At 68.3% G+C, this 15,659-nt stretch carries 12 protein-coding genes; 10 read left to right on the top strand and 2 right to left on the bottom strand.

All coding sequences use genetic code 11. The annotated features are described in order from the left end of the window. Window positions 1-6 precede the first annotated feature (6 nt). The 3 genes from V4U86_RS10460 to V4U86_RS10470 are packed head-to-tail and all read left to right on the top strand — an operon-like array spanning window position 7 to window position 2,399. A complete protein-coding gene (locus V4U86_RS10460) occupies window positions 7-453 on the top strand; it encodes a tripartite tricarboxylate transporter TctB family protein (RefSeq protein WP_395311993.1) in 447 nt (148 codons plus the stop codon). Beyond that, window positions 454-1,995, top strand: a complete 1,542-nt coding sequence (locus V4U86_RS10465) for a tripartite tricarboxylate transporter permease (protein WP_395311162.1) — start codon at window positions 454-456, stop codon at window positions 1,993-1,995. Between the two features lie 11 nt (window positions 1,996-2,006). Beyond that, window positions 2,007-2,399 (top strand): universal stress protein, encoded by a 393-nt coding sequence (locus V4U86_RS10470; protein ID WP_395311994.1) that lies wholly within the window; start codon window positions 2,007-2,009, stop codon window positions 2,397-2,399. A 6-nt stretch (window positions 2,400-2,405) separates the two neighbouring features. Here the strand turns inward: V4U86_RS10470 and V4U86_RS10475 are convergent, their stop codons facing one another. Further along, window positions 2,406-3,923, bottom strand: coding sequence for an HNH endonuclease signature motif containing protein (locus V4U86_RS10475; protein WP_395311163.1), 1,518 nt, complete (start codon window positions 3,921-3,923; stop codon window positions 2,406-2,408). Between the two features lie 244 nt (window positions 3,924-4,167). Between V4U86_RS10475 and V4U86_RS10480 the strand changes: the two genes are divergently transcribed. Continuing rightward, a complete protein-coding gene (locus V4U86_RS10480; RefSeq protein ID WP_395311164.1) occupies window positions 4,168-4,926 on the top strand; it encodes an SCO6745 family protein in 759 nt (252 codons plus the stop codon). Here V4U86_RS10480 and V4U86_RS10485 read toward each other — a convergent pair whose 3' ends face one another. After that, the gene (locus V4U86_RS10485) at window positions 4,927-5,808 is read right to left on the bottom strand and encodes a LysR family transcriptional regulator (protein WP_395311165.1); all 882 of its coding nucleotides are present in this window, start codon (window positions 5,806-5,808) and stop codon (window positions 4,927-4,929) included. A gap of 64 nt (window positions 5,809-5,872) precedes the next feature. On the opposite strand from V4U86_RS10485, the gene mqo reads away from it, so the two are divergent. The 6 genes from mqo (at window position 5,873) to pyk (ending at window position 15,659) form a co-directional block, all read left to right on the top strand. After that, entirely contained in the window at window positions 5,873-7,255 is a 1,383-nt protein-coding gene (gene mqo / locus V4U86_RS10490) for a malate dehydrogenase (quinone) (RefSeq protein WP_395311166.1), read from the top strand. A gap of 4 nt (window positions 7,256-7,259) precedes the next feature. Next, on the top strand, window positions 7,260-7,646 hold the full coding sequence (locus tag V4U86_RS10495; RefSeq protein WP_395311167.1) for a TM2 domain-containing protein: 387 nt from the start codon (window positions 7,260-7,262) through the stop codon (window positions 7,644-7,646). Next, a complete protein-coding gene (locus tag V4U86_RS10500; protein WP_395311168.1) occupies window positions 7,636-8,037 on the top strand; it encodes a DUF2752 domain-containing protein in 402 nt (133 codons plus the stop codon). The genes V4U86_RS10495 and V4U86_RS10500 overlap by 11 nt, the downstream gene beginning before the upstream one ends. Before the next feature lie 109 nt (window positions 8,038-8,146). After that, a complete protein-coding gene (gene gltB, locus V4U86_RS10505; RefSeq protein ID WP_395311169.1) occupies window positions 8,147-12,706 on the top strand; it encodes a glutamate synthase large subunit in 4,560 nt (1,519 codons plus the stop codon). Further along, window positions 12,699-14,213, top strand: a complete 1,515-nt coding sequence (locus V4U86_RS10510) for a glutamate synthase subunit beta (protein ID WP_395311170.1) — start codon at window positions 12,699-12,701, stop codon at window positions 14,211-14,213. Before gltB ends, V4U86_RS10510 begins: the two co-directional genes overlap by 8 nt. A gap of 27 nt (window positions 14,214-14,240) precedes the next feature. Further along, window positions 14,241-15,659, top strand: coding sequence for a pyruvate kinase (pyk, locus tag V4U86_RS10515; protein WP_395311171.1), 1,419 nt, complete (start codon window positions 14,241-14,243; stop codon window positions 15,657-15,659).

The following is a 15,659-nucleotide window of genomic DNA, read 5'->3' on the forward strand; positions in this document are numbered from 1 at the left end:
GCGGTGATGGTGGCCGTCGGTGCGTTCCTGCTCTACGACGCGCTGACCATGCCGGGCGGTTACGCCGAAGTGGATCCCGTTGGGCCGCGGTTCTTCCCGATCGTCATCGGGGTGGGACTGCTGGTGATGGCGGTCGTCCTGGCCATCGCGATTCCGCGTGGCTCCACCGGCGAGGCGGACGCCGGGGAGGATATCGACCCCGACATGCCCAGCGACTGGCGGACCGTGGGCCTGCTGATCGGGTTGTTCGTCATGCTGATCGTCCTGGTCAACCCGCTCGGTTGGGCGATCACCAGCGCGCTGTTCTTCGCCGGGTGCGCCACCGTGCTGGGCAGCCGGCATTACGTGCGCAACATCGCGATCGGTGTGGTGCTGGCGCTGGCCAGCTTCTATGCGTTCTATTCCGGGCTCGGAATCCCGCTGCCCGCAGGCATCTTGGATGGGATTCTGTAGATGGAGAATTTCGACTGGCTGCTCCAGGGGTTCGCCGAGGCGGCCACTCCGATGAACCTGCTGTACGCGGCGATCGGTGTGCTGCTGGGGACCGCGGTCGGGGTGTTGCCGGGTATCGGCCCGGCGATGACGGTGGCTTTGCTCCTGCCGATCACCTACAACGTCAGCCCCAGCGCGGCGTTCATCATGTTCGCCGGAATCTTCTACGGCGGTATGTATGGCGGGTCGACGACGTCGATCCTGCTCAATACGCCAGGAGAATCGTCGTCGGTGATCACCGCGATCGAGGGCAACAAGATGGCCAAGGCCGGCCGGGCCGCGCAGGCGCTGGCCACCGCCGCCATCGGCTCGTTCGTGGCCGGGGCTATCGGCACAGTGCTGCTGGCCGCCTTCGCGCCTGCGGTGTCCCGGTTCGCGGTCACCCTGGGTGCGCCGTCCTATCTGGCGATCATGCTGTTCGCGTTGGTCGCGGTCACAGCCGTGCTGGGATCCTCGAAGATCCGTGGCTTGATCTCACTGCTGCTGGGGCTGGCGATCGGCATCGTCGGCATCGACTCGCTGACCGGTCAACCGCGCGCCACCTTCGGGGTGCCGCTGTTGGCCGACGGCATCGACATCGTCGTCATCGCGGTGGCGGTGTTCGCGGTCGGTGAGGCGTTGTGGGTGTCGGCGCATCTGCGTCGTCGGCCCGCCGATGTCATCCCGGTCGGACGGCCGTGGATGGGGCGCAGCGATTGGAAGCGGTCCTGGAAGCCGTGGTTGCGCGGGACGGCGTACGGGTTCCCGTTCGGCGCGCTGCCCGCGGGCGGCGCGGAGCTGCCGACCTTCCTGAGCTACATCACCGAGAAGAAGCTGTCCAAGCATCCCGAGGAGTTCGGCAAGGGCGCCATCGAGGGCGTCGCCGGTCCGGAGGCCGCCAACAATGCCTCGGCCGCAGGGACTTTGGTGCCGATGTTGTCGCTGGGTCTGCCGACGAATGCCACCGCCGCGGTGATGCTGACCGCGTTCGTGTCGTATGGCATCCAGCCCGGGCCGACGCTGTTCGATAAGGAACCGCTGCTGATCTGGACGTTGATCGCGAGCCTGTTCATCGGCAACGCGATGCTGCTGGCGCTGAACCTGCCGCTGGCGCCGCTGTGGGCGAAGCTGCTCCGTACTCCGCGGCCGTACCTGTATGCGGGCATCTTGTTCTTCGCCGCGCTCGGCGCGTTCGCGGTGAACCTGCAACCGCTGGATCTGGCTCTGCTGCTGGTCTTCGGACTGATGGGTTTGATGATGCGCCGGTTCGGACTTCCGGTGCTGCCGTTGATCATCGGGGTGATCCTGGGGCCGCGGATCGAACGGCAGTTGCGGCAGAGTCTGCAGCTCGGCGGTGGGGACTGGAGCAACCTGTTCACCGAGCCGGTGGCGATCGTCACCTATGTGCTGATGGCGCTGCTGCTGCTGGCGCCCCTGGTGCTGCGGTTGATGCATCGCAGTGAGGAATCGTTGTTGATCGTGGAGGACGATCGGGACCAGAAGACGAAGGCAGGCCAGCTGTGACCGATACACCGATGGTTGTCGTGGGGTACACCGCAGATGCGTTCGGCTACGCCGCCCTGCGGCAAGGGATCGACGAGGCCAAACTGCGTAAGCTGCACCTGCTCGTCATCAATTCCACGGCGGGGGAGTCCTATGTCGACTCGCGTTTCGCCGGTGCCGGCGAGGTCGACGACCTGGAGGCGCTCCTGGAGGAGTGCGGTGTCGCCTTCGAGCTGACCCAGCCGGTCGGTGTGGACGCGGCCGAGGAACTGCTGGCGGCCATGGAGCGTCCGACCGCACAACTCCTGGTCATCGGTATCCGGCACCGGAGCCCGGTCGGCAAGCTGCTACTCGGCAGCGTTGCACAGAAGCTGATCCTGGAATGCCCGAAACCCGTTCTGGCGGTGAAGCCTTCCGAGTTCTGATCCGCCTCAGCCATCGTCGTCCTCCGCTTCCACCCTGAGTATGTTTTCGGGGTGGAAGTGGTGGTTGAGGGTGTCTTGGCCGGTGTCCATGAGTGGGGGTGGGTACCAGTGGGTGCGTCCGGTGTCGGGGTCGATGCGGGTGGTCCAGCCCATTTCGGCGAGTCGGTTGTCGGGTCCGCAGCCCAGGGCCAGGGTGGGGGCGTCGGTGCGCCCGCCGTTGTTCCAGCTGGGCTGGGCGTGGTGGGCCTGGCAGTGGCAGGCGGCTTGGGTGCAGCCGGGGCGGGTGCAGCCGCGGTCGCGGTTGTAGAGCAGTAGGCGTTGGGCCTTGCTGGCCAGGCGTCGGGTGCGGCCGAGGTAGAGGGGTTCGGCGGTGTGTTTTCGGTAGACCACCAGGTAGTGGTAGGCCTGCTCGGCGAGGCGGATGAGGTCGGGCATGGGCATGAGGGTGCCGGTGCCGGTGACCGCGATCCCCGCACCGGCTTCGAGTTCGGCGAGGGTGGTGGAGACGACGACGGTGATGGGGATGCCGTTGTGTTGGCCGAGGTTTTTGGCCATCAGGGCATCGCGCAGGATTGCTTTGAGGGCGTCGTGGTGGCGCTGGGCGCGGGTGCGGGTATCGCCGGTGGCCAGATCGGCCAGGGCCCCGAAATCGGCGGGGCGGGGGTCTTCGCCGCCGCCGGTGGTGTCCGCGGGTGCTTCTTCGCCTTCAGCATCTGCGGGTTCTACGTCGCCGGCCGGATCGGCCTCCGGCACGACCTCGTCGAGTGGGTTGGGGTCCGGGTTGAGCTTGGGTTCGGGATCGTCGGGGTTGTTGATCCCGGGCCGGCCCCAGACTTCTAGCGCGGTGCCCAGATAGGCGGCCAACTCGGCATCCACCCAGCCGGTGATGCGGACCAGCCCGTCGGCGTCCTGCGCGCCCAGGGTGATCCCGCGCCGGTGTTTCGCCATATCCGGGCCGTCACCGTCCTGATTGAGTTTGTAGAGCACCCGGGTGGCGGCTTCTTTCAACGTTTCCGGGCTGGTGGTCTTGGCCGCGGCGACCAGGCTGGCCTCCAAATCGGCGAGGTCGCTACCACTCATCCGCTCCGACGCGGACTTTAATGTCGCGCGCACGACCGCGATGTGCCCGGCGGCGATGCTGCCCTCGGCCAGCGCGGTCGCGCATGCCGGCAACACCGGGGCGAGCACGTCGCCGTTCATCGCGTGCCGCGGCCCGAGCACCTCAGCGTCGCGGACGCGGCGGGCAGCCTCGGCGCGGCTGATCCGCATCCGGGTGGCCAGCACATCGATCCAGGATTTCCCGCCGATCTCGTGCGGGGTGGCCCGGTCCATCAGCGCGGCCTGGATGCGGTGGTCGATCACCGCCTCGGCGCGGGCGCGCAGTTCGCGTTCGGACTGGATGGCCAACAACTCCGCGGTGTCGAACACCGTGAAATCGGCATCCAACAGAGCCTTGACCGACGCGGCGTGATCGGAGAGGGCGTGCTGCACCGTCTCCCGGCTCGCCACCACATCGATCTTCATGGCTAGAACATACGTTCGACCACCGACAGAAAACGGCAGAATGTGACACCAGAGACAAAAGGGGTCAAAGAAATTTCTGAGACAAGAAGTCGCGCGAATGTCGCTGCGAGGTAGGCACTTTCATATCCCCGCCCGACGCAGCGGCGAGGCGGACCCGGAATGTTCACGGTGTCACCCATTCGATTCCGGCGGGCCACTAGTGTTCGTTGCTGACGCTGCCGGACCACCGAGGAGATGACACCGAATGAGCAATCCCGATCTCGTTGAAGCCACGGCGACTGCGGGAGCAGCCATCGAGCAGGCCGTGGCCGTGTTCATGCTGCACCCGCAGACCTACGGGGAAAGCGTCGCCGCCGGCTACGAGAACCCGCTGGCCGGCTACGTGGCGGGCCGGGGTGGAGTGCTCGGGGACGCGACGGGGGCGACCGTCAGCGCGGCTTTCGCGGTGTTCGAGCCCACCGGCCTGTCGGCGATGTGGGAGGAAGGCATCGCGGTGCGTGGTGCCGCCGGTGCCGCCGAGGTCTACTGGAACCAGGCGGCGGAATTCGGTCGCAAGTACCTGGCCGACGCGGAGGGTGTGGACCGGATTGCCGCGCTCGGCGAGAAGCTCATCGCGGTGGCGCCCATCGCGGCCGCACCGTTGTACGCGGGCTGGCGGGCGATGCCGCTGGCCGAGGATGCGCCGGCGCGTGCCCTGCAGGTGATGTTCGTGCTCCGCGAGCTGCGTGCCGGCCTGCACTTCAACGCGCTCAGTCTGTCGGGTGTCAGCCCGATCGAGGCGCACATGCTCAACAAGGGCCCGAAGTACGCGGCGATGTTCGGCTGGCCCGAACCCTACGCCGACGGCGCGGACAAGAGGGACCGGTACGAGGACGCCGAGCGGGCCACCAACCGCCGGATGGCCGAACTGGTCGAAGAGGCGCTCGATCCGGCCGAAGCGCAGGAGCTCGCCCGGCTGGCCGGCGCGGCACTGGCAACGGTCAAGGCGAACGTTCCGAGCTGATCAGAACCGTTCCCGCAGGAACCCCAGCAGTCGCCGCGCGGCGGGAGTGACCGCCGTCGGGCCCCAGGCCAGCGCGATCTCACGCTCGTACCCCGACGGCGTCAGCGCCACCTCGACGGTGCCGGGTGGCAGACGTTCGTCGTGGGGGAGCAGCGCGATGCCGAGCCCGCGGCCGATCAGCTCGTGCATGGTGGCGAACTCGGTGATCTCGACCGCGATGCGGGGGACGAATCCCGCCTTTCTGCACCATGTTTCGGTGAGCTGCCGCAGGTTGTAGGTCACCGGATTCGCAATGAACGGCTCGTCGCGCAGCTCGGACAGTCGCAGCCGCTTCCGGGCCGCGAGGTGATGTGACGCCGGAAGCACCGCATGGATCGTCTGCGTCCCGATGACCGTGTGCCGCAGCTCATCCGACGCCGGGATCATGACCGCCACGTCGAGCTCACCGGCCTTCAGGTCGGCCGTCAGCTGGGATCCGTGAGCCTGCTTGATCTGTAACCGGATACCCGGTGTCCGGCGATGGAACTCCGCGAGGAGCGTCGGCAGCCGGCCAGATCCCATGGTGAGTGGGAAACCGAGGCGGACGGTGCCGTGTTCGGCATCGGCCTCTCCGGCGATCGATTCGATGGTGGCTTCCAACGCGTGCAGTGGATCTCGGGCGCGTTCGGCCAGCCGGGCCGCCGCCGGTGTCAGCCGTACGATGCGACCGTCCTGGACCAGCAGGCGAATCCCGAGGGTCTTCTCCAAGGCGTGGATGCGCCTGCTCATCGACGACTGCGGGATCCCGAGCCGCTCGGCGGCCCGGGTCATGTGTCCGTCCTGGGCGGCCAGCTCGTCCAACGCGCGCAACTGCGGCGCGAGCAGGCTCAACCATTGATCCATATTCGGATCATATTCCTCCAAACATTCATTGGACGCATAGATCCGCAGCGACGATCGTGGAGGCATGAACGAGAACGAGACGGCCGATGTCGTGCTGATCGGCGGTGGCATCATGTCGGCAACGCTGGGCGCCATGTTGGCGTCGCTGGAACCCGAATGGCGGATCGTCATGGTGGAACGCGCCGAGGAGGTGGCCACCGAGAGCAGCCAGGCCTGGAACAACGCCGGGACCGGGCATTCCGGGTACTGCGAGTTGAATTACATGCCCGACCCGGCCGACGGGTCCGCCGCAGCCGGCATCGCCGAACAGTTCGAGGTGTCGCGGCGCTGGTGGGACTACCTGAGCGCGCAGGGCCTACTCGACCAGGACGCTTTCCTGCACACCGCTGCGCACATGGATGTCGTGTTCGGAGAGCGCGATATCGCCTATCTGCGTAGGCGTTTCGAGACCCTGCGGGCAAACCCGCGATTCCGCGGACTGCAGTACTCCGAGGACCCGGCCACCATCGCGCAGTGGGCGCCGCTGGTGATGGAGGGCCGCGACCCGGCCGAACGGGTCGCCGCCACCCGGCATCCAGCCGGCACCGACGTCGACTTCGGCGCGCTCACCCACGCCCTGGTGCACATCCTCACCGACCGGGGCGGCGCGGTGCTGCTCGGTCACGAGGTGCGCGGACTGCGCCGGGACGCCGACGGGACATGGCAGGTCTCGGGCCGCAACCGGGACGGGCGTTTCGAGCTGGGCGCCCGCATGGTGTTCGTCGGGGCAGGCGGCAATGCGCTGCGGCTGCTACAGCGCGCCGAGCTCCCCGAGGTGCGCGGCTACGGGGTGCTGCCGGTCGGCGCGGCCTTCCTGCGGTGCTCGGACCCGCAGATCGTCGCGCGGCACGACACCAAGGTCTACGGACAGGCTCCGATGGGTGCGCCGCCGATGTCGGTGCCGCACTTGGACAAACGCATCGTCGACGGCACCGGACACCTGATGTTCGGCCCGTACGCCACCTTCAGCACCAAACTGCTCAAACACGGCCGGCTCACCGATTTCTTCGCCACCGTGCGCTGGCACAACGTCACGGTGCTGGCGACCGCGGCATGGTCGAACCTCGCCCTGATCCGCTATCTGATCGGCCAACTGCTGGCCACCCGCAAGCGCAGGCACGCCGCCCTCACCCGGTACTACCCGAACGCGGACCCGGCCCAGTGGGAGCTGATCGGCGCGGGGCAGCGCGCCCAGCTGGTCACCCGGGATGTCGGCGGCCGCGGGGTCCTGCGGTCGGGGACCGAGCTGGTCGTCTCGGCGGACCGCAGCATCGCCGGTCTGCTGGGCGCCTCACCGGGTGCGTCCACGGCGGTGCCGATCATGATCGACCTGCTGCAGCGCTGTTTTCCGCAGCAGTGGGAGTCCACCTGGAGTCACCGCGTTCCCGCCGACCTTCTGGCATCCTGAATTCATGAGCGAGCAGCCGCCCTACGGTTTCGAGCCGGGCGCCAACGTGCCCCCGCCGCCGCCGCAGGGCGGCGGCGCGTATCCGCCGCCCGCCTATCCCGGTGGCTATCCCGACCCCTTCGCCCCGTACGGTCGCCACCCGATCACCGGCGAACCGTTCTCGGACAAGTCCAAGGTGATCGCGGGTCTGCTCCAGTTGCTCGGAATGTTCGGGCTGGTCGGCGTCGGCCGGATCTACCTCGGCTACACCGGCCTGGGCATCGCCCAGTTGCTGGTCGGGCTGATCACCTGCGGTATCGGCGCGATCATCTGGGGCATCGTCGACGCGGTCCTCATCCTCACCGACAGGGTGCGCGACCCGCACGGCCGTCCGCTGCGCGATGGCACCTGAGGCCGCCTCGGGCCGCGCCGCGCTGATCGGCGGTGGGGTGGCCCTGGCCGGTGCGCTGGCCTACATCGGGCTGGCCGACCCACACCGGCCCGGGTTCCTGTTCCCGGCCTGCCCGTTCAAGGCCCTCACCGGCCTGGACTGCCCGGCGTGCGGCGGGTTGCGGATGACCCACGACCTGTTGCACGGCGATCTGGGCGCCGCCGTGATGGACAACGTGTTCCTGCTGGTCGGTCTGCCGCTGCTGGCGTTGTGGCTGCTGGTGCGGTGGCGACGCGGGCGACCCTTGATGCCGGTGGCCGCGTCGGTCACCGTCGTCGCCGCCGCGGTGGCCTGGACGGTGCTGCGCAACTGGCCGGGGTTCCCGCTGGTGCCCACCCTCCTGTCTGGCTAGCGGCACGTTCGCGCTGCTGGATACCTGCGCGGACGCGCTGATATAGTGGCGTTTCGGGCCGGTGCAGTCCCTCCACACATCAGTACGGAGACTGCGGAGGTAGATTCGCTTGCTGTTCTCGGCACTTCCCAACGCCCAAGGGCTCTACGACCCGGACAACGAGTCGGATTCATGCGGTGTCGCCATGATCGCCGATATCTTGGGCCGTCGCTCGCACAGCATCGTGGTGGACGGCCTCACCGCCCTGGAGCACCTGGAGCACCGCGGCGCGGCCGGCGCCGAGATCACCAGCGGTGACGGTGCCGGGATCCTTCTGCAGCTTCCGGTCGAACTGTTCGCCGCTGCCGTCGACTTCGACCTGCCCGCCCCCACCGCCGACGGGTTGAACACCTACGCGGCCGGCATCTGCTTCCTGCCGCAGGACGAGGACAACCGGTCCGCTGCCTGCGCACGCATCGAGGCCATCGCCGCCGAGGAGGACCTGGAAATCCTTGGCTGGCGCGCCCTTCCGATCGACCCGGACGGTGCCGACGTGGGCGCCACGGCCCTGGGCTGCATGCCGTATTTCGCCCAGCTGTTCGTCGCCGCGCCCGAACGCTGCGGCGGTGTCGACCTCGACCGCCGGGTGTATCCGTTGCGCAAGCGGGCCGAGACCGCCGAGGACGAGACTCTCGGCGTCTACTTCCCGACCCTGTCCAGCCGGACCATCGCCTACAAGGGCATGCTCACCACGATGCAGCTGCCGCAGTTCTTCACCGATCTGCGCGACGAGCGGTGTATGAGCGCCATCGCGATCGTGCACAGCCGGTTCTCCACCAACACCTTCCCGTCCTGGCCGCTGGCCCACCCGTTCCGGTTCGTCGCGCACAACGGCGAGATCAACACCGTTCGGGGTAACCGGAACCGGATGCACGCCCGCGAGGCCAAACTCGCCAGCGAACTCATTCCCGGTGACCTGAGCCGACTTTCGCCGATCTGCCCGCGTGACGGTTCGGACTCGGCATCCTTCGACCAGGTGCTCGAGCTGCTGCACCTCGGTGGGCGCAGCCTGCCGCATGCGGTCCTGATGATGATCCCGGAGGCGTGGGAGAACAACACCACGATGGATCCGGCTCGCCGGGCGTTCTGGCAGTACCACGCATCGCTGATGGAGCCGTGGGACGGCCCGGCCTGCGTCACGTTCACCGACGGCACCGTGGTGGGTGCGGTCTTGGACCGCAACGGATTACGCCCCGGCCGCTGGTGGCGCACCATCGACAACCGCATCATCCTGGCCAGTGAGAGCGGCGTGCTGGACGTGCCCAGCGCCGAGGTGGTCGCCAAGGGGCGCCTCGAGCCCGGCAAGATGTTCCTCGTCGATACGGCCGCGCACCGCGTCATCCCCGACGATGAGATCAAGGACGACCTCGCCAATGCGCACGCTTACGGCGAATGGCTGCACTCGGGGCTGCTCGACCTCAAGACGCTGCCGGATCGCGCGCGGGTGCAACCCAATCACGAATCCGTGGTGCGCCGGCAGGTGGCGTTCGGGTACACCGAGGAGGAGTTGCGGGTCCTGCTGACGCCGATGGCGGCCTCCGGGAGCGAGCCGCTGGGCTCGATGGGCACCGACACCCCGATCGCGGTGCTGTCCAAGCGGTCCCGGCTGCTCTACGACTACTTCGTCGAGCTGTTCGCGCAGGTCACCAATCCGCCACTGGATGCCATCCGGGAAGCCGTGGTCACCTCCATGGCCCGGGTGATGGGTCCCGAAGAAAATCTCCTGGAACCTTCCGCAGCCTCGTGTCGCCAGATCCGGCTGGGCTGGCCGGTTCTCGACAACGACGATCTGAACAAGCTCGTGCACATCAACGACGACGGTGAGCAGCCCGGACTGCGCACCGCGGTGCTGCGCGCGCTCTACGACGTCGAGCGCGGTGGCGAGGGTCTGGCCGAGGCGTTGGAGGAGTTGTGCATCCGCGCCGGCGAGGCAATCGCGAAAGGCGCTCGCACGCTGGTACTTTCGGACCGAGACTCGGACCACACCCGGGCCCCTATCCCGTCGCTGCTGGCCGTCTCCGCGGTGCACCACCATCTGGTCGACACCAAACAACGCACCAGCGTCGGGCTGGTGGTGGAATCCGGCGACGCCCGCGAGGTGCACCACATCGCGATGCTGATCGGCTTCGGCGCGGCCGCGGTCAACCCCTACCTGGCCTTCGAATCGATCGAGGATCTGATCCGCGAGGGTGAACTCACCGGGATCGAGGCGTCCACCGCGGTGCGGAACTACCTCAAGGCGCTCGGCAAGGGCGTCATGAAGGTGATGAGCAAGATGGGCATCTCGACGGTGTCCTCCTACACCGGCGCGCAGGCATTCGAGGCGATCGGGCTGGACCGCAGCGTCATCGACCAGTACTTCACCGGCACCCCCATGCAGCTCGGCGGGGTCGGCCTCGATGTGCTCGCCGAAGAGGTCCGGTTCCGGCATCGCCGCGCGTACCCGGAGAACCCGACCGAGCGGGCGCACCGGCGGCTCTCGGTCGGCGGCGAATACCAGTTCCGCCGCGACGGCGAACTACACCTGTTCACACCGGAAGTCGTGTTCCTGCTGCAGCATGCGACGCGGACCGGGCGCAGCGAGGTGTTCGCTCAATACTCCGAGGAAGTCAACCGGCTGTCCCGGGAGGGCGGTGCGTTGCGCGGCCTGTTCGAGTTCAAGCAGGGGGTGCGCCCCCCGGTGCCGCTGGAGGAGGTGGAGTCCGCGGACGCCATCGTCACCCGGTTCAACACCGGTGCGATGAGCTACGGCTCGATCTCGGCCGAGGCACACGAGACGATGGCCATCGCCATGAACCGCCTCGGGGCCCGGTCCAACTCCGGTGAGGGCGGCGAGGAAACCGACCGGCTCTATGACCCGAAGCGGCGCAGCGCGGTCAAGCAGGTCGCCTCCGGGCGGTTCGGTGTCACCAGCGACTACCTGGTGAACGCCACCGACATCCAGATCAAGATGGCCCAGGGCGCCAAACCCGGTGAGGGCGGTCAGCTTCCGGGGTACAAGGTGTATCCGAACATCGCTAAGGCGCGGCATTCCACCCCGGGCGTGGGTCTGGTCTCGCCGCCGCCGCACCACGACATCTACTCGATCGAGGATCTGGCCCAGTTGATCCACGATCTGAAGAACGCCAACGACCAGGCCCGCATCCACGTCAAGCTGGTCAGCTCGGTGGGCGTGGGCACGGTCGCGGCGGGCGTCTCCAAGGCGCACGCCGACGTGGTGCTGATCTCCGGTTCCGACGGGGGCACCGGTGCGGCGCCGCTGACCAGCCTCAAACATGCCGGGGCCCCGTGGGAGATCGGGCTGGCCGACACCCAGCAGACGTTGGTCCTCAACGGACTGCGGGACCGCATCACCGTGCAGTGCGACGGCGGTCTGCGCACCGCGCGGGACGTGATGGTGGCCGCGCTGCTCGGGGCCGAGGAGTACGGTTTCGCGACCGCGCCGCTGGTGGTGGCGGGCTGCATCATGATGCGGGTGTGTCATCTGGACACCTGCCCGGTCGGAGTGGCCACCCAGAACCCGGAACTGCGGGCCCGCTTCAACGGCAAGCCGGAGTTCGTGCAGAACTTCTTCCAGTTCATCGCCGAGGACATCCGGAAGATGCTCGCCGAGTTGGGTTTCCGCAGCCTCGACGAGGCGATCGGGCACGCCGATCTGCTGGACACCGCGGCCGGTGTCGCGCACTGGAAGAGTCAAGGCCTCGACCTCAGCCCCATCTTCGCGGTGCCCACCGACGCACACGGCGCCGAACCGACCCAGCGTCGCCGGGTGCGCGAACAGGACCACGGTCTGGCCGAGGCACTGGACCGGACGCTGGTGGCGCTGGCAGAGGGTGCGCTCGAGGATGCCCACCCGGTGCGGCTGGAGTTGCCGGTGCGCAACGTCAACCGCACGGTGGGCACGCTGCTGGGTTCGGAGGTGACCCGCCGCTACGGGTCCTCCGGACTGCCGGACGACACCATCCACGTGACACTGACCGGATCGGCCGGCCAGTCACTTGGCGCCTTCCTGCCCCGCGGTATCACCCTCGATCTGATCGGTGACGCCAACGACTATGTCGGCAAGGGCCTTTCGGGTGGACGCGTGATCGTGCGCCCACCCGACGATGTGCTGTTCCTGCCCGAGGACAACGTCATCGCCGGCAACACCCTGGTGTTCGGTGCCACCGCCGGGGAGGTCTTCCTGCGCGGCCGGGTCGGAGAACGGTTCTGCGCCCGTAACTCCGGCGCGCTGGCCGTCGTCGAGGGTGTCGGCGATCACGCCTGTGAGTACATGACCGGCGGTCGGGTGGTCGTACTCGGGGGCACCGGACGCAACATGGCCGCCGGGATGTCCGGCGGTATCGCGTTCGTGCTCGGCCTCGACCCGGCGAAGGTGAACACCGAGATGGTGGAGCTGCAGCGGCTGGAGGCCGAGGACCTCAGCTGGCTGCACGATGTGGTGGCGCGGCACGCGCAGGTCACCGGCAGCACCGTGGCGAGCTCGCTGCTGGCCGACTGGCCACGGCGCAGCGCCCAGTTCACCAAGATCATGCCCACCGACTACGAACGGGTGCTACGCGCCACCCGGATGGCGAAAGCCGAAGGGCGCGATGTCGATACCGCGATCATGGAGGCCAGCCGTGGCTGATCCGAACGGATTCTTGAGGGTTCCCAAGGTGGAGGCCGCCAAGCGGCCGGTGGACGAACGCATCGGGGACTGGCGTGAGGTGTACGAGAGCCGGGACCCCCGGGCCCGGGCCGGTGAGGTGTCCCAGCAGGCCCGACGCTGCATGGACTGCGGGATCCCGTTCTGCCACTCGGGTTCGGCGGGTTGCCCGCTGGGCAATCTGATCCCGGAGTGGAACGACCTGGTGCGGCGTGGCCGGTGGGACGCCGCCATCGACCGGCTGCACGCCACCAACAACTTCCCGGAGTTCACCGGCCGGTTGTGCCCGGCGCCGTGCGAGGCGGCCTGTGTGCTGTCCATCGCCGAGGAGACCACCGGCGGCAGCGTCACGATCAAGCGCATCGAGCAGACCATCGCCGACCATGCGTGGGCGACCGGATCGGTGGAGCCCCAGCCCGCCGCCATCGCCTCGGGTCGCAGTGTGGCGGTGGTGGGTTCGGGTCCGGCCGGGCTGGCCGCAGCCCAGCAGCTGACCCGGGCCGGGCACCACGTCACCGTGTACGAACGGGACAACCGCATCGGCGGGCTGATGCGGTACGGCATCCCGGAGTACAAGCTGGAGAAGGCGACGCTGGACCAGCGGTTGGCGCAGATGCGGGCCGAGGGAACCCGATTCGTCATCGAGTGTGAGGTCGGGGTCGACCTGTCCATCGAGGCGCTGCGCGCCCAGCACGACGCGATCGTGCTGGCCGTCGGCGCGCTGCGCGGCCGGGACAACGACGTCGAGGGCCGACACCTCGACGGTGTCCACCTGGCGATGGAGCACCTGGTGCCGGCCAACAAGGAGTGCGAGGGCGACGGTCCCGCCGAATTGACCGCAGCCGGAAAGCATGTGGTGATCATCGGTGGCGGCGACACCGGCGCGGACTGCCTGGGGACCGCGCACCGGCAGGGCGCGCTGTCGGTGACCCAGCTGGACTACAACCCGGAGCCGCCGGAGACCCGGGACGACTCGGTGTCCCCGTGGCCCACCTGGCCGCTGCTGCTGCGTACCTCACCGGCACACGCCGAGGGCGGGGCACGGCGCTTCGAAGTGGCCGTGCAGCGGTTCATCGGTGACGGACCGGACGGCACCACCGGGAAGCTGCGGGCCATGCAGATCGCCGAGGTCAAGGTGGAACGCGACGAGTTCGGCCGGCGCCACATCCAGCCGGTCGGCGAGCCGATCGAGATCCCCTGCGATCTCGCCCTGCTCGCGATCGGTTTCGAGGGCGTCGAGCACATGCCGCTGCTGGACGGGCTGGGGCTGAAGCTGAACGGCCGCGGCACGCTGTCCTGTGGCTCGGACTGGCAGACCGAGGAGCCTGGCGTGTTCGTCTGCGGGGACGCCCACCGCGGCGCCTCGCTGATCGTGTGGGCCATCGCGGAGGGGCGCAGCGCCGCGCACGCGGTGGACGCCTACCTGATGGGGGAGTCGGAGCTGCCGGCGCCGGTCCGGCCCGGCGCGCTACCTCTGGCCGTCATCTGAATCGATTAACGACTATGCTCGTGAGACGTGAATAGACGCGGAAAAATCGTCTGTACGCTCGGCCCGGCGACCTCCACCGATGAATCGGTGCGGGCCCTGGTCGAGGCCGGAATGGATGTAGCACGACTGAACTTCAGCCACGGTGAGTACGCCGACCACGAGGAGTCCTACCAGCGGGTGCGGGCGGCGTCCAACGCCACCGGCCATGCCGTGGGCGTGCTCGCCGACCTGCAGGGACCCAAGATCCGGCTGGGCCGTTTCGCCGACGGGCCGACGGTCTGGGAGAACGGCGAGACGATCCGCATCACCGTCGAGGACTGCCTCGGCAGCCACGACCGTGTTGGCACCACCTACAAGCGGCTGGCCCAGGACGCCAAGCCCGGTGACCGGGTGCTGGTCGACGACGGCAACGTCGGATTGGTCGTCGAACACATCGACGGCGACGACGTGGTCTGCACCGTCACCGAGGGCGGCAAGGTCAGCAACAACAAGGGCATGTCGCTGCCCGGGATGAACGTCTCGGCGCCGGCATTGTCGGAGAAGGACATCGAGGACCTGGAGTTCGCGCTGAAACTCGGCGTGGACCTGGTGGCGTTGTCCTTCGTCCGCTCGCCCGCCGACGTGGAACTCGTCCACGAGGTGATGGACCGGGTGGGGCGCCGGGTGCCGGTGATCGCCAAGCTGGAGAAGCCGGAGGCCATCGAGAACCTCGAGGCCATCGTGCTGGCCTTCGACGCGATCATGGTGGCCCGCGGCGATCTCGGCGTCGAGCTCCCGCTCGAAGAGGTACCGCTGGTGCAGAAGCGCGCCATCCAGATGGCCCGCGAGAACGCCAAGCCCGTCATCGTGGCCACCCAGATGCTCGAATCGATGATCGAGAATTCCCGCCCCACCCGCGCGGAGGCCTCCGACGTGGCCAATGCGGTGCTCGACGGCGCCGATGCGGTGATGCTCTCCGGTGAGACGTCGGTGGGCAAGTTCGCGCTGGAGGCGGTGCGCACCATGGCGCGCATCGTCAGCGCCGTCGAGGCGGTGTCCACAGAGGCTCCGCCGCTGACCCACGTGCCGCGCACCAAGCGGGGCGTCATCTCCTACGCCGCCCGCGACATCGGCGAGCGACTGGAGGCCAAGGCCCTGGTGGCGTTCACCCAGTCCGGCGACACCGTGCGCCGGCTGGCCCGGCTGCACACGCCGCTGCCGCTGCTGGCGTTCACCGCGCTGCCCGAGGTCCGCAGCCAGCTGTCGCTCACCTGGGGCACCGAGACGTTCATCGTCGGCAAGATGGACACCACCGACGGCATGATCCGCCAGGTGGACAAGTCGCTGCTGGAACTGGGCCGCTACAAGCGCGGGGACCTGGTGGTCATCGTCGCGGGTGCGCCTCCCGGCACAGTAGGCTCGACCAACCTGATCCACGTGCACCGGATCGGGGAGGACGACCACTAG

The organism is Mycobacterium sp. AMU20-3851 (genome assembly GCF_043974665.1).
Classification (GTDB): domain Bacteria; phylum Actinomycetota; class Actinomycetes; order Mycobacteriales; family Mycobacteriaceae; genus Mycobacterium.